At 60.3% G+C, this 18,567-nt stretch carries 19 protein-coding genes; 2 read left to right on the top strand and 17 right to left on the bottom strand.

From position 1 onward, the window contains the following. Positions 1-92 precede the first annotated feature (92 nt). From rbsD to FDG13_RS17315, 8 genes are all read right to left on the bottom strand, one after another. Positions 93-491 carry a D-ribose pyranase gene (rbsD, locus tag FDG13_RS17350; protein WP_180131194.1) on the bottom strand — a complete coding sequence of 133 codons (399 nt, stop codon included), beginning with the start codon at positions 489-491 and terminating at the stop codon, positions 93-95. After that, positions 488-1,432, bottom strand: a complete 945-nt coding sequence (gene rbsK / locus FDG13_RS17345; RefSeq protein ID WP_180131189.1) for a ribokinase — start codon at positions 1,430-1,432, stop codon at positions 488-490. The genes rbsD and rbsK overlap by 4 nt, the downstream gene beginning before the upstream one ends. 20 nt (positions 1,433-1,452) lie before the next feature. Continuing rightward, positions 1,453-2,463 carry a LacI family DNA-binding transcriptional regulator gene (locus tag FDG13_RS17340; RefSeq protein ID WP_180131184.1) on the bottom strand — a complete coding sequence of 337 codons (1,011 nt, stop codon included), beginning with the start codon at positions 2,461-2,463 and terminating at the stop codon, positions 1,453-1,455. An 18-nt stretch (positions 2,464-2,481) separates the two neighbouring features. Further along, positions 2,482-3,456, bottom strand: a complete 975-nt coding sequence (locus tag FDG13_RS17335) for an ABC transporter permease (protein WP_180131180.1) — start codon at positions 3,454-3,456, stop codon at positions 2,482-2,484. Between the two features lie 39 nt (positions 3,457-3,495). Next, entirely contained in the window at positions 3,496-5,067 is a 1,572-nt protein-coding gene (locus FDG13_RS17330) for a sugar ABC transporter ATP-binding protein (protein WP_180131177.1), read from the bottom strand. 147 nt (positions 5,068-5,214) lie between these two features. Next, complete coding sequence (locus FDG13_RS17325) at positions 5,215-6,168, bottom strand: sugar ABC transporter substrate-binding protein (RefSeq protein WP_180131174.1); 954 nt, start codon at positions 6,166-6,168, stop codon at positions 5,215-5,217. Positions 6,169-6,519: 351 nt separating this feature from the next. After that, positions 6,520-8,517, bottom strand: a complete 1,998-nt coding sequence (gene mutL, locus FDG13_RS17320) for a DNA mismatch repair endonuclease MutL (RefSeq protein WP_370528247.1) — start codon at positions 8,515-8,517, stop codon at positions 6,520-6,522. 206 nt (positions 8,518-8,723) lie between these two features. Further along, positions 8,724-10,064, bottom strand: a complete 1,341-nt coding sequence (locus FDG13_RS17315) for an anaerobic C4-dicarboxylate transporter (RefSeq protein WP_180131171.1) — start codon at positions 10,062-10,064, stop codon at positions 8,724-8,726. A gap of 183 nt (positions 10,065-10,247) precedes the next feature. Here FDG13_RS17315 and FDG13_RS17310 point away from each other — a divergent pair, with 183 nt between their 5' ends. Next, positions 10,248-10,889 carry a VTT domain-containing protein gene (locus FDG13_RS17310; protein WP_180131168.1) on the top strand — a complete coding sequence of 214 codons (642 nt, stop codon included), beginning with the start codon at positions 10,248-10,250 and terminating at the stop codon, positions 10,887-10,889. A gap of 24 nt (positions 10,890-10,913) precedes the next feature. Here the strand turns inward: FDG13_RS17310 and FDG13_RS17305 are convergent, their stop codons facing one another. The 9 genes from FDG13_RS17305 to FDG13_RS17265 all read right to left on the bottom strand — a co-directional run bounded on the left by FDG13_RS17305 (position 10,914) and on the right by FDG13_RS17265 (position 17,669). Further along, positions 10,914-11,159, bottom strand: coding sequence for a cyd operon YbgE family protein (locus FDG13_RS17305; protein WP_180131163.1), 246 nt, complete (start codon positions 11,157-11,159; stop codon positions 10,914-10,916). Between the two features lie 44 nt (positions 11,160-11,203). Continuing rightward, complete coding sequence (gene cydX / locus FDG13_RS17300) at positions 11,204-11,320, bottom strand: cytochrome bd-I oxidase subunit CydX (RefSeq protein WP_180131160.1); 117 nt, start codon at positions 11,318-11,320, stop codon at positions 11,204-11,206. Between the two features lie 75 nt (positions 11,321-11,395). Next, positions 11,396-12,532 carry a cytochrome d ubiquinol oxidase subunit II gene (gene cydB, locus FDG13_RS17295; RefSeq protein ID WP_180131153.1) on the bottom strand — a complete coding sequence of 379 codons (1,137 nt, stop codon included), beginning with the start codon at positions 12,530-12,532 and terminating at the stop codon, positions 11,396-11,398. Positions 12,533-12,544: 12 nt separating this feature from the next. Continuing rightward, positions 12,545-14,119 carry a cytochrome ubiquinol oxidase subunit I gene (locus FDG13_RS17290; RefSeq protein WP_180131148.1) on the bottom strand — a complete coding sequence of 525 codons (1,575 nt, stop codon included), beginning with the start codon at positions 14,117-14,119 and terminating at the stop codon, positions 12,545-12,547. Continuing rightward, positions 14,116-14,301 carry a cytochrome oxidase putative small subunit CydP gene (gene cydP, locus FDG13_RS17285; protein WP_180131144.1) on the bottom strand — a complete coding sequence of 62 codons (186 nt, stop codon included), beginning with the start codon at positions 14,299-14,301 and terminating at the stop codon, positions 14,116-14,118. The genes FDG13_RS17290 and cydP overlap by 4 nt, the downstream gene beginning before the upstream one ends. A 238-nt stretch (positions 14,302-14,539) precedes the next feature. Then, positions 14,540-14,950 (bottom strand): rhodanese-like domain-containing protein, encoded by a 411-nt coding sequence (locus tag FDG13_RS17280; protein ID WP_180131141.1) that lies wholly within the window; start codon positions 14,948-14,950, stop codon positions 14,540-14,542. A gap of 31 nt (positions 14,951-14,981) precedes the next feature. Further along, on the bottom strand, positions 14,982-15,986 hold the full coding sequence (locus tag FDG13_RS17275) for a lysylphosphatidylglycerol synthase transmembrane domain-containing protein (protein WP_180131138.1): 1,005 nt from the start codon (positions 15,984-15,986) through the stop codon (positions 14,982-14,984). After that, positions 15,983-16,720, bottom strand: a complete 738-nt coding sequence (locus FDG13_RS17270) for a TVP38/TMEM64 family protein (RefSeq protein WP_180131134.1) — start codon at positions 16,718-16,720, stop codon at positions 15,983-15,985. The genes FDG13_RS17275 and FDG13_RS17270 overlap by 4 nt, the downstream gene beginning before the upstream one ends. Positions 16,721-16,730: 10 nt before the next feature. Next, positions 16,731-17,669, bottom strand: coding sequence for a sulfurtransferase (locus FDG13_RS17265; protein WP_218942781.1), 939 nt, complete (start codon positions 17,667-17,669; stop codon positions 16,731-16,733). Between the two features lie 172 nt (positions 17,670-17,841). On the opposite strand from FDG13_RS17265, the gene fliD reads away from it, so the two are divergent. After that, positions 17,842-18,552: a flagellar filament capping protein FliD gene (gene fliD, locus FDG13_RS17260; RefSeq protein ID WP_180131131.1), complete on the top strand. Its 711-nt coding sequence runs from the start codon at positions 17,842-17,844 to the stop codon at positions 18,550-18,552. The last annotated feature ends 15 nt before the right edge of the window (positions 18,553-18,567 follow it).

Here is an 18,567-nt window from a genome sequence, read left to right as displayed (position 1 = left end):
TGGGCGCCCGGCCAGCATAGCCGCGTTTGGCGGGCGCAACACCTTGCGCCGAGGTTCTTTTGGGTTACAGGGTGGGGGTGGCCACCCAGGCCTCAAAACGTCACGCCGGAGACCAGGATGATGTTGGCATACGGGGTGGACTCACCGGTGCGCACCATGGCGCGGGCGCTGCCACACAACTTTTTGAAAGCTTCGTGGCTCATGGTCTGGGGGGCCAGGCTCAGTTGTTGGGTGTACCAGGCCGGTGGCTGGCCTGCGGTCAAGGCCTCGGTGGCAATCACCGTGCGTTCGACCTGCAGTTCGGACAACACCGCCTTGAGCACCTCAGGCAGCCCGGGTGTGCCCAGCGTCACGGCCAGGTCGATGCGTTGGGGTGCGTTGGGTCCGACCGGGATCGGCAGGCCGGCGTCCCCAATGACCAGCATGTCACCGTGGCCCATGGTGGCGATCAGGTGGGAGAGTTCGGCGTGGAGCAGGGCAGAGCGTTTCATAAAGACATCCAGGGTGGGACGGACAAATTCTGTTGGGTTTGTGCCAGTGTCGGGATCGATGGCTGGGCACCCATGGTCTGGACACACAGTGTGGACGCCTTGATCCCCAGGTCCACGCTGGCGGCCAAACTGTGCTGCTTGGCCAAGGCCACCGTGACCGCGCCCAAAAAGGTGTCGCCCGCTGCGGTGGTGTCCACCACCTTGACTTTAGGTGCCGGGTGGTAGGTGCTGCCAGTCGCATCGGTGGCCACAGCCCCCAAGGCACCCAGTGTCACAACCGCCTGGGAGACACCTTTGCTGCGCAACTGGCGGCCCACTTCTGCGGCCACTTTGGGGTCGGTATCGGGTGACAGCCCGGTCAAGAAGCGCGCCTCGGTTTCGTTGACGATCATCACATCCACCAGCGGCCACAGTGCTTCTGGCAGGGTTTGGGCCGGTGAGGGGTTCAGCACCACCTGGCAACCCAGGCTGCGCGCCACCCGGGCGGCTTGTATCACCTGCGGCATCGGCACCTCAAACTGCATGATCAGGAATTGCGCATCCCGCAGCGCCTGGGCCAACTGGGTTTCGTCGAGGCAAACTTGGCCATTGGCGCCGGCAATCACCACAATGCGGTTGAGTCCGCTGGCTTCCACCATCACCATGGCCACACCGGTAGCGACCTCGGGGTCAACCAACACCCCGTGCACCGCAATACCGTCCTGCTGGAGCGCATCACAAAGGACCTGGCCATGGTGGTCTGGCCCGACGCGGCCCAGCATGCTGACGTTTGCTCCCTGGCGTGCACAACTCACGGCCTGGTTGGCGCCTTTGCCGCCGGGGACATAACGGATGGAATCGCCTTGAACCGTCTCGCCCTCGGCGGGTGCACGCGGCACCGCAATCACGAGGTCCATGTTCAAGCTGCCTAGGCAAACGACTTTGGGGGATGTTTCTGTCATGGTGGAGAAGGTGGTGGGAGTCAGTGGTCTGGGCGGACCACGGTGGTGGAGTTGCGCACAATGAGTTCCGGCAGCAGGATCAGCTGCCTGGCCTGGATCCGGCCGCCCTGGATGCGTTCAAGCACCATGTCCACCGCCGCAATGCCAATGCGCAGTTTGGGCTGGGCGATGGTGGTGAGAGCCGGGCTGGCAAACTGGGCCAGTTCGATGTCGTCAAACCCGATCAGGGACATCTGCTGGGGAATCTGGATGCCGGCTTGGTGGGCCGCACTGAGGGCCCCGATGCTCATCAGGTCGTTACACACAAACACCGCCGTGGGGGCCAGTGGTGACGCCAAAATGGTCTGCATGGTGTTGAAGCCGCCCTGGCTGGTGAAGTCACTGTGCCACAGCAGCTCTGAGGGCGCCGCCAGACCGGCGTTGGCCAAGGCGCTGCGCCAACCCTCGATACGTTGGGCGCTGGAGTTCAGGTTGGCGGGGCCGGCCAGGCAGGCGATGCGCCGGTGCCCCAGGCCAATCAGGTGTTCGGTGGCCATCAGGCCACCTTGCAAGTGGGCGGTTTCCACCAGATCGCAGTTGACCTCGTCAATTTCGCGGTCCAGCAGCACCATGGGGATGGGCAAGCCGTGCAGCATGCGCTGAAAGTCCTTGCCTTCTCCGGTGGAGATGATGATCATGCCGTCGATGCGTTTCTCGGTCAGCGCCTGCAGGTAGGCACTCTGCCGGTGTGGCTCGTCATCGGTGTTGCACAAGATCAGGGTGTAACCTGCGCCAAAACAATGGTCTTCCACACTGCGCACGATCTCGGCGAAGTACGGGTTGGAGCAGTTGGGGATCAACATGCCAATGGTTTTGGTGGAGTTGCTCTTGAGGCTGCGCGCCACCGCGCTGGGTACATAGTTCAGTTCGCGAATGGCGGCCTCCACCTCGTGGCGCACCGGGTCACTGACAAAGCGGGTGCGGTTCACCACATGTGAGACCGTGGTGGTGGACACGCGGGCTCTCTGGGCAACGTCTTTGATGGAGGCCATCGGCGAAAAAAATAGGTTCTAGGCAGCAGCGCCGCGTTTCTGGCGCAAGGTGTCGATGATCACCGCGACCACAATCACACAACCAGTGATGATACGTTTGCTCGGGTCGCTCACACCGATCTGCGCCAAGCCAGCCTCCAGCACCGCAATGATCAGCACGCCAAAAAAGGTGTTGATCACCGAACCACGGCCACCCATCAGGCTGGTGCCGCCAATCACCACCGCCGCAATCACTTGCAGCTCAATGCCGGTGCCCGAATTCGGGTCGGCGGCCTCCAACCGGGCCGACTGCATCAAGCCAGCCAAGCCAGCCAGCAAACCGGTGGCCGCAAAGACCGCAATACGGATCGGGCTGGGGTTGATGCCGGCCAGACGCATGGCTTCTTCATTGGTGCCAATGCCCACCACATAACGGCCAAACACGGTTTTGGTGAGCACCACTTGGGCCACAAACACCAGCACCACCGCGATGAAAAACGCGCTGGAAATACCGGCCACCCAAGGTACTGCCAAGCCAGCCATGGCGTCGCCCACATACTGGGTGCGCGAGTCGGTCAAGACATAGGCGCCACCCCGCACCGCCTCCAGCATGCCCAGGGAAACGATGAAGGAGGGCAGTCGCCAGGCCACGGAGATCCAGCCGGTGAAGGCGCCACAGGCCAAACCAACCACCAGGCCGAGCAAGGCCGCCGACACACTGCCCCAATGCCACTGCAGGATGGCGTTGGCCGCTGCGGCGGCGGACAGCGCCAAGACCGAGCCGACCGACAGGTCGATCCCGGCGATGATCAGCACAAAGGTCATGCCCACCGACATCACCAGCAGGGCCGGGATTTCATTGGCAATGGCCAGGAAGGTGGCGGCGCTGAAAAAGTACTCGCTCAGACTGCCAAAAAAGATCACCATGCTCAGCAGGACCGCTGCGAGTCCCAGGTAGGTGCCCAATTGGCTGCGCGCGGCGCCAGCGGTCTTGTGTTGGATGGATGTGGTCATAACAGAGGGTCGTGAAAGTGGCACAAAGCGGCGTTGGGTTCAGGCCGCCACCGGCGCCACGGGTTGATGGGTATCGTTGAAAGCGGCGGCCAGCAGGGATTTCTCCGTCCACTGCCCCCGCTCAAAAATCTTGATCAGCTTGCCGTTGCTCATGACACCAATGCGGTCGGCCATCTGCATCAGTTCACGCAGATCACTCGAGACCATGAGCAAGGCCTTGCCGGACTGGGCCATCTGCTCCAGCTCGGCATAAATGTCCGCCCGTGCCCCCACGTCCACACCCCGTGTGGGTTCGTCGAGCAGCAGCACATCGCAGTTGCGGTGCAGCCAGCGCGACACAATCACCTTTTGCTGGTTGCCACCACTCAGGGTGCCCACAGCTTGTTCCATGGAGTTGCAGCGTACCGACAGCCGCTCAATCAAGGCTTTGACGATGTTGACTTCGAGGGCGCGTTGCAGCCAGCCTGCTTTGGACACCGACCCCACGTCACTCAAAGTGGTGTTGACCCGAATGGGTTGGCCCAGCAGCAAACCCTGCGATTTGCGGTCCTCGGTGATCAGGCCAATACCAGCGGCAATCGCCGCCAGCGGGGCTGCCCACTTTTTGACCTTGGCCCGCACCGGTTGTCCGGGTGCGTTCTCATACACCGTGATGTCGCCATGTTCGTTCTGGTCGGCGCCGAACAACAAACGCACAACTTCAGTGCGCCCGCTGCCCACCAGACCCGCCAGCCCCAAGACCTCGCCGGCATACAGATCGAGGCTGATGTCCTTCACCAAACGTCCCCGGCCGATGTGTTCGGCACGGAGCAGCAAGTTGCCGCGTGGCCGACGTGGCCGGTCCAGATCTTGTGAGACGGCGTGTCCCACCATCAGCTGAACGATGTCATCCTCGGTGACGCTGTTGATCGGGCAGACCTGGACGAGTTTGCCGTCGCGCAAGACCACCAGGGTATCGGCAATGGCTTTCAACTCTTCGAGCCGATGCGACACATAAATGATGGCCACACCCTGGGACTGGAGCCGCGCGATCTGTTCAAACAGGTGGTGGGTCTCACTCGGTGTGAGCATGGCCGTGGGTTCGTCCAGAATCAACACACGGGTGTCGTCCTGCAGGTTGCGGGCGATTTCCACCATCTGTTGTTGGCCAATGCCCAGTTCTGACACCAGGGTGTTGGGGTCAATCGCCTGCATGCCGACTTTGGCCAGTTGTTGTGTCGCCAGAGCATTGAGGCGATCGCGCTCAATCCAGTTGGCCTGCCACCGGCCCCGGTTGGGGATGTCCACCAGCAGCAGGTTTTCGGCCACCGTCAGGGTCGTGATCAGGCTGAGCTCCTGCATCACCATGCGCACACCCAGACTCTCGGCATGGCGTCGGGAGTTGGGTGCATACACCTGACCCGCCAATTGCATCGTGCCTTGGCTGGCCGGTTCGAGTCCACAAATGATCTTGGCCAGGGTGCTTTTGCCAGCACCGTTTTCACCGGTCAGGGCCAACACCTCGCCAGGAAACAAATTCAGACTCACCCCTTGCAAGACCGGGGTGACGTAGGTTTTGCCCACGTCCTGGATCGTCAGAACGGGTTCAGGGGTGGCGTTGGAAGGCGGCATGGCTTGGCCTGTGTTGATGTCAAAGTTGCGAGAGGTTGTTGTGCAGCGTGGCGCTGGCTGTGGTGCTCCGTGGACAGGCCAGAGCGCTGCCCGTGGTTTTGCCCACGGGCGGCTTGGCCTGTGCCACAGGTCACAGCTTGACCAGGATCACTTGCTGTCTTTGGTCACCAACACCACATCGGTCTGGATGGCGGCAGGCATTTCCGATTGTTTTTTCTTCTCGGCCAGCGCTTTCAAAGCGATTTCGATACCAAACACCGCCTGTTTGGCACCGTACTGATCGGCAGTGGCCAGCATGCGGCCATCCTTGAGCATGGGTTTGACGGCATTGATGTTGTCGTAACCCACCACCATCACCTGGCCGGTTTTGCCAGCGGCCTTGACGGCAGCCACCGCACCGAGAGCCATGTTGTCATTGCCAGCCAGCAGGGCCTTCAGATCAGGGTGTTCACGCAGCATGCCGGAGGCCACCACGTTGCCCTTGTCAATTTCCCAGTTGCCCGACTGCACCCCGACCACCGTCACGCCGGCAGCCTTCATCGCGTCCTGAAAACCCAGGGTGCGCTGCTGGGCGTTGAAGGTGGTGGAGACCCCTTCAATGATGCCAACCTTGTCACCGGACTTGAGGGTCTTGGCCAGGTAATCACCCACCAGCTTGGCGCCCGCGCGGTTGTCTGGGCCAGCAAACGGGATCTGGATGCCTTTTTCTTTTTGCGCATCGGCATCGAGCTTGTTGTCAATGTTGACGACCAGAATGCCTTGGTCGATGGCGGTTTTGAGCACTGGCACCAGGGCTTTGGAGTCGGCCGGGGCAATCACAATGGCATTGGCCTTTTGGGCAACCATCTGCTCCACCATGCGAATCTGGGCGGCGGTGTCGGTCTCGTTCTTGATGCCGTTGGAGACCAGGGTGTACTTGCCAGCGTTGTCCTTGTTGTGGGCCTTGGCTCCGTCTTCCATGGTGCGGAAGAACTCGTTGGCCAATGACTTCATGACCAGCGCCACTTTGGGCTTGTCTTGTGCCAAGACGGGTGTGGCAAACAGTCCACCCAACAAACCAATAGCAATGCTTGTTTGTACTGCGCGACGGGTAAATTTCATGAGAGGTGCTCCTATAAGTTGTAACTGGCAATCGGTCACCGACCGGGTGAAGACGACACATGGAGAGATACATGCAGTTTTGACATCTTCGAAGCAAATTCTACGACCGCAAACGATTGCGCAATCGTTTGCTTATTAGGGGAAACCCTTGAATTCTGCGTGAACTAGGTGAAAACACCTAGCTTTGGGACGTGGTTGGCAACCCATTTTTGGAGGTCTTGAGGGCTGCCGCTCTTTGGGGTAGCACAGAGTGCGCACAACCCCGGCGTTTTTCCCAGCTTCAACCGCTTCTTCTGCCGCCCGGATGTCTTGGAGTGCCCGTCTTTGCTCGCCAAGCCATCTGCGGCTGGCTCAGCGTCCGCGCAAGAACAGCGCGTCGAGTTCGCGCATACTGATCTGGCGCCAGGTGGGGCGGCCGTGGTTGCACTGGTCGCTGCGCTCGGTGGCTTCCATCTGGCGCAGCAGTCCGTTCATTTCTTCGAGGGTGAGGCGTCGGTTGGCGCGCACCGCGCCGTGGCAGGCCATGGTGGCCAGCAGCTCGTTGTGGGCGCGTTGGATGACGCCGCTGGCGTCATGCTGGCTCAGTTCGGCCAGCACACTGCGCGTCAGCTCCACCGCGTCACCCTGCGCCAGCGTGGTCGGCACCGCGCGCACCGCCAGGGTTTTGGCTGAGAACGAGGTAATCTCCAGGCCCAGGGTGTCCAGCGTGCTGGCATGTAACTCGGCGGTGGCGACCTCCGTGGGGGTGGCGGCAAAGGTGGAGGGGATCAGCAGCGGCTGGCTGGCCAGCCGGGGCGTGCTGTTGTCCGGGGTTTGGCTGGCGAACTGGTTTTTGAGCCGTTCGTAGACGATGCGTTCATGTGCGGCATGCATGTCCACCAGCACCAGGCCCTGGGTGTTTTCGGCCAGGATGTAGACCCCTTGCAACTGTGCCAGCGCGCGGCCCAGCGGCCAGATCGGGCCTTCCGTGGCGCTGTGTTCCGTGGTGTCGGGCGTAAGTGTTGCGGCGGGCTGCGTGGAGATGGGGTCGGCGCTGGCGGGTCTTGGCCATGTGCTGTCGGCCGGGGCGGCATTGCTGCTAAGCGGCGACGGGTCTGCCGGGCGGCCCCACAGCGCGCCCAGGTCGCTCACACGGTGACCCACGGGTGACTCAAAATGCATAGCTCTCTGCCCTTGTGGCATAAGGGCTAGAGGCTGATTTGACACATAAGTACCTGGGGCAGGTGCAGAGTCGATGGGCGGCTGAGCTGCTGGCTGCAACCACGCTGCTGGTGTAGCTTCACTGCCTCCGGCCTGCCCGGCACGTGGCGCCGCCAGGGCGTTGTCCACCGCCCGGCGCACCGCCTGGTGCACGTCGCGGCTGTCGCGGAATCGCACCTCGATCTTGGTCGGGTGCACGTTCACGTCGACGCGGGTCGGGTCCATCGTGATGTAGAGCGCATACACCGGCTGGCGGTGGCCGTGCAACACGTCTTCGTAGGCGCTGCGGGCGGCGTGGGTCACCACCTTGTCGCGCACAAAACGGCCATTGACGTAGCAAAACTGCTGGTCGGCTCTGGAGCGTGCGGCATCGGGCACACCGGCGCGGCCCCAGACCTTGATGCGTGGCGCGTAGTCGGCTTGGGCGCTGCTGGCGTAGTCGACCCACACCGACTGCTCCACAAAGTCGCTGCCCAGCACATCGGCCAGGCGCTGCTCCAGCGCGGGCAAGCTGTCGGGCGCACCACAGCGGCGCCATTGCTCGACCAGTTTGCCCTCGTGCCAGATGGCAAAACCAACATCGGGGCGGGCCAGCGCGTGGCGGCGCACCGCCTCCACACAATGCGCCAGCTCGGTGGCATCGGTTTTGAGGAATTTGCGCCGGGCAGGCGTTGAAAAGAATAGCTCTTTGACCTCGACCGTGGTGCCCACTGCACGCGCCACCGGTTTGAGTTCACCGGTCTGGCCTTCCAGCAGATAGGCGTGATTTTGGCCGCTAGCCCTTGATAAGATTGCGCAGTCTGCTATTGAATTGATGGCAGCCAGGGCCTCGCCCCGAAAGCCCATGGTGCCCACCGACTCCAGGTCGGCCAGGCTGCCGATTTTGCTGGTGGCGTGGCGTTTGAGGGCAATCGGCAGCTCCTCGGGCAGGATGCCGCTGCCGTCGTCTTCCACGCTGATCAAGCGCACCCCACCGGCCAGCAGCCGCACCGTGATCTGGCTGGCACCGGCGTCCAGCGCGTTGTCCACCAGCTCACGCACCACCGAGGCGGGGCGTTCCACTACCTCGCCAGCGGCAATCTGGCTGATGAGTTCGTCGGGCAGTTCACGGATCGGGCGGCGGGGTGCGGGTGCAGAGGTGTCGTTCACAGAGGGCTCAGGCAGAAAAAGCGAAGGGGATCAAGCAGTGGCCAGATCAAGATGGCAAACTGCCTGGTGGGGCCGAAGGGCCGCTCAGTCTAGCTGCTTTCTATCGCCCGCTCGCGCAGGTATGTGTCACCCACCGGCTGTGCCGGACTGCCAAGTCTGGCGCCGTGTGGCCACCATGGGGTGAGCCCGCCATCACCGTGGGCGGTTCAAATCAGCCCGGTCAGACTGGCCAGCAGATAACCCACCAGGCAGGAGGTGCTCACACCAATCAGGCCCGGCAGGATGAAGCTGTGGTTGATCACATACTTGCCGATGTGGGTGGTGCCAGAGCGGTCAAACTGGATGGCGGCCAGGTCGCTCGGGTAGGTGGGCAGGATGTAATAGCCGTAGGAAGCTGCCGCAAAGGCCACGATGTAGCCCGGTGGCACACCAATGGCCAGCCCCACCGGCACCATGGCGCTGATGGCCGCCGCCTGCGAATTGACCAGTTTGGACACCAGCAGCAGCGCCACCGCGTAAGTCCAGGGCTGGGTTCTGACCAGCTCGGTCAGCGCCACCTTGAGCTCTTCCAGATGCGCGTCAAACACGGTGTCGGCCATCCAGGCGATGCCAAACACCGCCACTACAGCGATCATGCCGGCCCGAAACACCTCGGTCTTGCCAATGGTGGTCGGGTCGGTTTTGGTCAGCACAATGATCAGGGCACCGGCCAGCAGCATGAACATCTGGATGCTCAGCACCATCGACAACGGTTTGCCGTTCACCAGCGGGCGCAGCACCGGGAAAGCACCCATCAACGCCACCACAGCAATCGAGCCGATGAAGATCCACATGGCGATCCACTGGTCACGCGACAAGATCTTGCCCATCAGTGTGGCGCTTTCCCCATAGACGATCTGACGCTGCACCGGGTCGGCAATACGGGCTTGAAACACCGGGTCGTCCTCCAGATCCTTGCCGCGGAACCAGCTGAAAATACCAATCATCAGCACCCCCACCAGCGTCGCCGGAATGGTGATTGACAACACCTGGATGAAGTCGATGATGTGGCCGTCAATCGGTGCTTTGGCCAAAAACGTCACCAGCGATACCACGGCCACCGACACCGGGCTGGCCAGAATGCCCATCTGGCTGGCAATCGATGATGCCGCCATGGGCCGCTCGGGGCGAATGCCGTTCTTGATCGCAATGTCGTAGATGATCGGCAACATGGTGTAGACCACGTGGCCGGTGCCGCACAGAATGGTCAGTGTGGCGGTGGTGAAGGGCGCCAGGATCGACACATATCTGGGGTTGCGCCGCAGCAATTTTTCAGCCCCCATCAGCATCACCTCGAGCCCGCCCGAGGCCTGCAGCGTGGCCGATGCCGCCACCACCGCGATGATGGTCAGCATCACGTCCACCGGTGGTTTGCCCGGGGTCAACCCGAAGACAAAGGTCATGATGACGATGCCAATACCGCCCAGCAGCCCAAGCGCCACGCCGCCTTTGCGGGCCCCATAAAACAGGCAGACCAGGATGACGGCAAGTTGTAGCAGGATGTCCATGGCGTCCTTCAGTTGGTTGGCGTGGTGCTGTTCAACCCGTGCAGATCTGTCGTCGGAACAAGCCAACAATTGATCTACATCATGTTGCTGCGCAGGGACTATAAAGTGATTCAAGCCCGGCCGGGTTAGCCAGAACCCCTAGACGCGCTGGCCTGTCATGGCAGGCAGAGATAATGCGCTCCCATGGACATTCTCTTGACCCTGGTTGATTTCATCTTGCACGTGGACAAACACCTGGAGGTGTTTGTGCAAACCTATGGCGCCTGGGTCTACGCGCTGCTGTTTCTGATCATTTTTGTCGAGACCGGTGTGGTGGTCATGCCGTTTTTGCCGGGTGATTCGTTGCTGTTTGTGGTGGGCGCCATGTGTGGTGTGGGCCTGATGAGTTACCCGCTGACGGTGGCGCTGCTGCTGGCGGCGGCAATTCTGGGCAACCAGTCCAACTATGCGATTGGCCGCTACTTCGGGCCGAAAGTGTTTGCTTGGGAAGACTCGCGCTGGTTCAACAAAAAAGCCTTCAACCAAGCCCACGCGTTTTATGAAAAATACGGCGGCATCACCATTGTGGCGGCGCGTTTTATGCCGTTTTTGCGCACCTTTGCACCGTTTGTCGCCGGGGTGGCGCAGATGACACGCAGCCGTTTCACTTTTTTTGACGTGCTGGGTGGCACCTTGTGGGTGGGTGGCATCGTCACCGTGGGTTATTTCTTTGGCAACATCCCCTGGGTCAAGTTGCATCTGGACAAAATCATCTGGGCGATGATTCTGGTGCCGGGCCTGTTTGTGCTGGTGGGGGCCTGGCGCTCCCGTGCCAAAGCCGCCTGACGCGTTTTTGTTATGGGGGGTGGTTTATCCCAGGCGTAACCAAGCGGCCAGAGTCAGGGCGGCCAGGCAGGCCCAGCCTGAGAACAACCAGCGCCACAACGGCCAGCGCGGCACAAAACCTACACCGTTGACCAGCCCGGCGCTCATGGCCCAAAAAACCAACATCGCCAAACCGTGGTCGGCCTGGCCGTCTGCCGTGGCAAACACAAACGGGTAGATGCTGCCGCCGATCATGATGACCAGCGCCACTGCCAAACTCAGCGGCCGCATTTTGGGAGCCCTGATCGCTGGCGATGTTTTGTCCACGGTCGGCATCATTCTTTGGCAGCGCGGGCGTCTTCGCGTGCCTGTTGGTTCTCGCCCCACAAAGCGTTCAAGATGGCCAGAAGAACCGCAAAACCGATGCCCAAAACCCAAGTGAAGTACCACATATCAATCCTCGTTGCAGTTTGGAAACCGCGTTAAACCTATAGATACAAGCCATTTACACGCCGTCGCGCATGTCTTTAGTAGGCTGCGTGATCGTTCTCCCGGATGTAAGCGGCGGTCACTTTGCCGCGCATCACGCTGTAGGCCCATGATGTGTAGACGATGATCATCGGCATAAAAATCATCGTGGCCCAGAACATCACGCCCAACGTCAAGTGACTCGATACGCTGTCCCATACCGTCAGGCTGGAGGCCAGGCTGGTGCTTGATGGCATCACAAACGGGAACATGGATGCGCCTGCGGTACCAATGACACCAACGATGGCCAGCGACGAGCTGATAAAGGCGATCAGGGTGTGACGCAAAGCAACCAACACCGCAGTCAGCGCCGCGCCCAGCACCCCGATTGCGGGCAGCAGCCACATCAGTGGCTGTTGGCTGTAGTTGGCCATCCAGGCACCCGCTTCGCGCACCACGGTCTTGGACAAGGGGTCGGGCATGGCCGATGCATTGACCACCGAGGTGATGCGGTAGCCGTCAATCGACTGCAGCCAGAAGCCTGCGGCGACGAAAGCCATGATCATCACCAGGGCCGCACCCATGGTGGCCCGGATGGTGCGTGCCTGAATGATGCCCTCCGTGCGGTGCGCCAGGTAGCTGCCGCCTTGCATGGTGATCATCGCGGTGCTGACCACGCCGGTCAGCAGGGCAAACGGGTTGAGCAATTGCCAGAACGAGCCGGTGTAGGTGGAAACCAGGTAGGCGTCAAACTGGAACGGCACACCTTGCAGCAGGTTGCCAAAGGCAACGCCAAAGATCAGCGGCGGCACCGCGCCACCGACAAACAGGCCCCAGTCCCAGACACTGCGCCAAGTGGTGTTGGCTATTTTGCTGCGGTAGTCAAAACCCACCGGACGGAAAAACAGCGCCCACAGCACCAACAACATGGCCCAGTAAAAGCCGCTGAACGCCGTGGCATACACCAGCGGCCAGGCGGCAAAAATGGCCCCACCGCCAGTGATGAACCAGACCTGGTTGCCGTCCCAGTGCGGCCCCACAGTGTTGATGATGACGCGGCGTTCCACATCGTCGCGGCCAACAAAAGGCAGCAGGGTGCCCACGCCCATGTCGTGGCCGTCCATGATGGCAAAGCCGACCAGCAGCACACCCACCAGCAGCCACCAAATGATTTTCAGGGTTGGATAGTCAAACATGATGTGCTTCCTTCAGGCAGTTAGGGCGGGGGTGTGCGAGCCAATATCGTTTTGATAGCGACCGGTGCCGAGGCTGCCTGGGCCCATGCGCGCAAACTTGAACATCAGGAACATTTCCACCACCAGCAGCACGGTGTAGAAACCGACGAAGCCGGCGAGTGAGCCATACAGGTTGCCCACGCTCAGGGTGGACACTGACATGTGGGTGGGCAACACGCCGTAAATCGTCCAGGGTTGGCGGCCATATTCGGCCACGAACCAGCCCAGTTCACACGCCACCCAGGGCGCGGGCAGCATCCACAGCGACCACTTCAAAAGCCATGGTTTTTGCTGATACGAGGTTCTGATCGTGCTGTAAAACGCCAACCCAAACAACACCAGCATGGCAAAGCCCAGGCCAACCATGATACGGAAGCCCCAGAACATAGGCAGAACGCGTGGCACCGTGTCGTTGACGGCCTGCTCAATCATGGCGGGCGTGGCCTGCTTGACATCGAGTACATATTTGCGTAGCAACAGACCAAAGCCCAGGTCGGCCTTGTAACGCTCAAATTTTTGTTTGGCGGTTGCGTCTTCTCGGTTGGCACGCAAGGTTTCCAGCGCACTCACCGCCTTGATGCCCTGCACAATGCGTTCGCGATTTTTCGCTTTGATCTCATGAATGCCCGGGATTTCCTTGCTCAATGAGCGGGTGCCGAGAATGCCCATGACCCAGGGAATTTCGACCTCCCAGTCGTTTTTCTGCTCAGCTTCGTTGATGCCTGCCAGCAGAGCCAGCCCGGCCGGTGCAGGCCGGGTCTCCCACATGGCTTCCATGGCCGCCAGTTTGGTTTGCTGGGCTTCGCCCACGGTGTAGCCGGATTCATCCCCCAGCACAATCACCGAACAGACGCTGGCCAGGCCAAAGGCTGCTGCCACCCGGAAGCTGCGCTGGGCAAACGCCACATCACGTTTCTTGAGCAGGTACCAGCTGGAGATCGACAGCACAAACATGGCCCCGGTGACGTAGCCCGCCGACACCGTGTGGACAAACTTGGCTTGTGCATCGGGGTTGAACAACACGGCCCAGAAGTCGGTCATCTCCATGCGCATGGTCAGGTAGCTGAATTCGGAACCCACCGGGTTTTGCATCCAGCCGTTGGCAATCAGAATCCACAGTGCCGACAGATTGGTGCCCACCGCCATCAACACCGTCACCATCAGATGCTGGTTTCTGGAGAGCCGGTTCCAGCCAAAGAAAAACAGGCCAATCATGGTCGACTCAAGGAAAAATGCCATGAGCCCCTCAATCGCCAACGGCGCGCCAAAGATGTCACCCACATAGTGCGAGTAGTAGGCCCAGTTGGTGCCAAACTGAAACTCCATGGTGATGCCGGTGGTGACACCCAGGGCAAAGTTGATGCCAAAGAGCTTGCCCCAGAAGCGGGTCATGTCTTTCCAGATGACGTTGCCGGTCATCACATAAACGCTCTCCATGATGACCAGTATCCACACCATGCCAATGGTGAGGGGGACAAACAGAAAGTGGTACATCGCGGTAACCGCAAACTGCAAGCGCGACAAGTCCACCAATTCATTCGAAATCACGGCTGTTCTCCTTTTTTGCTTGTGATATCACCGGGCGAGAGCATCTGGTCGGACACCCGTTTTGCATCTACCGCCACACGCTGGTCATGGAAAAACACCCACCACAAACTGGTCAGCACCACGAGCTTGACCATCACGGTAATGACCAGCTTGGTGAGGAGTGACTTGTCTTGGGTTTTCATGGCATCAACGGCGGCAGCACACACATATGCTTATCAACATCTGTGCCAGCACCCCGGAAAAGCAAAAAGGCCTTTGTTCTCAACATGATCTAGGTCAATTGTTGAGCCTGCTTCAGTTGCCTGGAGCTGTCAAAAATGGCATTCCCGTCAAGAATGGCAGGTGATGGGTGTGGTTGTCTGACAGGTTGTCAGCGCTGACGCAACAAGAAATAGAAAACCGGGTTGGTGGTCCAGACGCCTATTCGACCATCGGCAACTTCGCTTTTTTCCAGGCCAGGATGCCACCGGCGATGTTGTAGGTGCTACCAAAACCCAGCTGGGCCAATTGCCCGCAGGCGGTGGCCGAGCGTTTGCCACCATGGCAAATCACCACGATGTTGTGGCTGCGATACGCTTCAATTTCTGCCACCCGGTCTGGTAATTGCGCCAGTGGAATCAGGGTGGATGCGGGCAAGTGGCCCGCTTCAAATTCATCTGGTTCGCGCACATCCAGCACAAACGCCCCTTGCTGGATCAAGGTCTGAGCCTGCAACACGTTGATGTCCTGGATGCCCCGGGTCAGGTTGACGGCGCGTTTCCACCATTCGCGCGGCGGGTCAATCAACCAGTTGAGAGCAGCTTTGACGGCAGTGACTACCTGGGTTCCCATGCTTTCTCCTGTGTGGCTGATACGGACTTTTTCAGACCTTGGCAGCTTGGTTGAGGGGTCGTTTGAGTGAGAACAACAGCGCCCCCGGCAGGCTGGATACACCCACAATCACAAAAAAGAGCAGTGAAGCCGCCACCGCATCGGCCTGGCTGACACCCACTTGGGAGAAGAAGTACCAATACGCAGCCTCCCGGACACCAAAACCGGAGAGCGAAATGGGCAACATGGTGACGGTAAAAATCATCGGTGTGAAGATCACACACTGCGCCAGCGTCACCGGCACACCCATGGCCTTGAAAATGCAGGCGTTGACTGCCGCCACCAATATCTGAAAGGCCACCGAATACAGCGCCACCTTGATGAACAGCCTGCGGTTTTTGAGCGTCGCCCGCACCACCTGCACCGTTTGGTGGATGTTTTCGTGCAGGCTGCTCAGGCGCGGTGGCACCAGTTTGCCCACAATGCCTTCAGCCACTTTGGGCAGCAGGAACAAGGCCACCAGCGCCACGTCGATCACCAAAAACAGCCCCACCAGCCCCAGCAAACGTGGGCTGAATGCCATGAACGGCAGCCCCAACAATGCCGTCACCCCCAGGGCCATACCGGCAATCAGGCGCTCGGTCACCACCGAGCCAATGGCCTCGGGTGTCTCGCCGGTGTCTTTGCTGGTTTCCCAGGCCCGCACCGCGTCCCCTCCCACGGTGGTGGGCAACACGTTGTTGAAAAACAGACCAACAAAGTAGTGCCGAAGTAGCCGGGTGTAGGGCAGGGCAAACCCACGTGTTGTCAGGATCAGCCCCCATTTCCAGGCCGAAATCAGCACCGCTGCCAACACGGTGACAAAGCTCATGGCCACCCAGAAGCTGTCCAGTGTGGTGAGTCGCTGCGACAATGCAGACAGGTCCAGATGCCAGCCCAGCCAGAGGATCAGCAGCACAGAAATGGCCAAGCGGATGGCCAGACTGCGCCGCTCTTTGTTGCGTGCCTGCCTCGCTGCTTGTGCTGCCTCTGCGTTGGCCACGGGCGTGACGCTCATGATGTCTTCACGTCCGTGGGTGTGTGCTTGGCGCGCAGCCGCCGCAGCACACCCGGGCCCAGAACCCAGCCCAGCACAAACAGCGCCAGTGTGATGGAAAACACCCAGAACAATACCTGGATCGAGCCGGTCAGGTTCTGCCCCAGGTAGGAATAAACCAAGGTGGCGGGCAACTGCCCCAGGCCGGTGGCGATCAGGAAACTGCGCACCGAGATGGGTGTGAGCCCGGCGCCGTAACTGATGATGTCAAACGAGACAAAGGGCAGCAGGCGTGTGATCAGGATAGTGCGGTTGCCATACTTGGTGAAAAACAGGTCGGACACTTCGAGGGACTGGCTGCCACCGACCAGCCGCTCCACCACCGGACGCCCCAAGGCGCGGGCAATCCAGAAACACACCAGTGCCCCCACCATGGCGCTGGACCAGGACAACACAGCACCCCAGGCCCAGCCAAACAAGAGCCCGTTGGTGAAGGTCAGTACAAACGCCGGCAGCGGCGCCACCACCGACTGAAACACCATCAACAGCCCCGATACCAGCGGTGCCCAGACACCAAAGCCCAGCAAATAGTCACGAAAAGCCGCAATCGCCTGAGGTACATCGGGCAGGGTCAGGATGCCCACCACGTCATGGACCGCCTGTTGCACCACCGGCACCCCGAGATAGACCGCGATCACCAGCGCGATCACGGCCAGAACAACAACGGAACTGGTTTTGGAGATGTTGAGGTGCATGCGCTAGAGATCAGTTTTTCAGCAAAGGGTACTGGTCGGCAGGTGCGGCTGACCACTCCCATATCGAACCCGTGTAGTTTTTGGCGGTGTAGCCCAGGTCGGTCAGCAGCACGGTGAACCAGCCGGAACGGATACCCGCTGTGCAGTACGAAATCACCTCGAGGTCTTTGGTCACCCCCAGGCTGACCAGCACTTTCTCGATCTCAGTGCGCGGCAGCAGCTTGCCGTCCTTGCCAATCAAATCCTTGAACCACAAATGTTTGGCGCCTGGCAGGTGACCACCCCGGGCTTCGCCGTAGGGCGTTTTGCCAGCAAATTCGTGGGCTTCGCGCACATCAACTATCAACGTGCTGGTTTTGCCCAGGCGGTCCTTGAGTTCTTCTTTGCGGATGTCAAACTGGCGGTTACGGGCCACCACAAAATCGCCCGGGGTTTTGGGGGGCTGCACGGCGGTTTTGCCAAGCTGCAGCAGGGCGGGCAGGCCGCCGTCCACCATCACGGTTTTGCTGTGTCCCAGGGAGCGCAGGGTCCAGACCAGACGCCCATCCTCACCCCAGCCATTGGCCGGGTCACCCAACACCACCACGGCCTGGTTCTTGGACACCCCCAAGGCTTGCAGTTTTTGGGTCAGTTGGATGTCACTGTCGAGCAGGTGGCCTTTAAGCGGCATATCGGGCTGCGACAGGTCTTGCCAGGTGATGGGGATGGCGTTGGCAATGAGCCCTTGTTTGCTTTTGACGTCTTTGCCACGCGCATCCAGCACCAAGGCGCCCGCCGCAATGAGTTCGCTGGCGGCCTGGGGCGACACGATCCAGTCACTCTCAAACTTAACGGCTGCGGCGTTGACTGCTGTGGTGCGGGCCTGTGCAGGGGCGAAGCTGGCCACGGTCGCCGCAGACACCAGGCCCATGGCCAACACATGGCGACGGTTCACAAACAACAAATGCATGGCCAGACTCCTTTTTAGACAACCCAAACCCGACGGGCGAGCGGCCATTGTCGCAAGTGCGCGAATTGGCCGGTGTTTGTGTCTTAACTCTGGGGTTGTTTTGTGCCTGATCCGGTGAAAATCTTGATCCAACACAGGTTGGCCACCAGGTCAATTTTTGAAGCGGGACCTTATGAACATCAGTCAGACATTGAGCGCACGCACATCGAGTGCCACCACCAGTCAGACCACCACACAGGCTGCGGCCGCTGCCAACCCGATCACGGCCAGCATCAACAAATCCACGGGCAAGCTCAAGACGCAACTTGACACCGCCACCGCCAACCTCTCGACGCTGGGCAAGTTCAAAGCATCGGTGTCTGTGGTGCAGACCTCGGCCAAAAGCCTGAGCAGCTTGAAGGACAGCAGCACCAGCGACGAGGTGAAAAAAGCGCTGACAGCCTTTGTCAACGACTTCAACAGCATGGTGAGCGCTACCCAGACGGCTGCCGCCGACAGCAGCGGTGTGAGCACCATCAGCCGTGGCATGACACGCGCCATGACGGCTGACTTTTCCAGGGTCAGTGCCTTGCGGCAAATGGGTTTCACCAAAGCCAGTGATGGCAGCCTGAAGCTCGATACCGCCAAGTTTGAGGCGGCTTTCAAGGCCTCCCCCAGCAATGTTCAGGGCACATTGGCCAAGCTGGGGCAGCTGGTGGACAAGGCAGCGGGCAAAGAACTGGCCAATGATGGCCGCATCAGCAGCTCGATGACTGCACTCAGCAGCAAATCCTCAATTCTGCAGCTGCAGCAAAGTGCTTTGCTCAAAGCCGCGCAGCAGTACGCGAGTTTGTCGTCAGCGTCTGTCAGCAGCGCTTTGAACTTCTACCAGTCAGGTCGTTAGTGGCGGTTTGCACCA

The sequence above is a fragment of the Rhodoferax sp. BLA1 genome, assembly GCF_013416775.1.
In the GTDB taxonomy this organism is placed as follows: Bacteria; Pseudomonadota; Gammaproteobacteria; order Burkholderiales; family Burkholderiaceae_C; genus Rhodoferax.
Note: the sequence above shows the minus strand (reverse complement) of the source record. Positions and strands in the feature narration are given on the sequence as shown.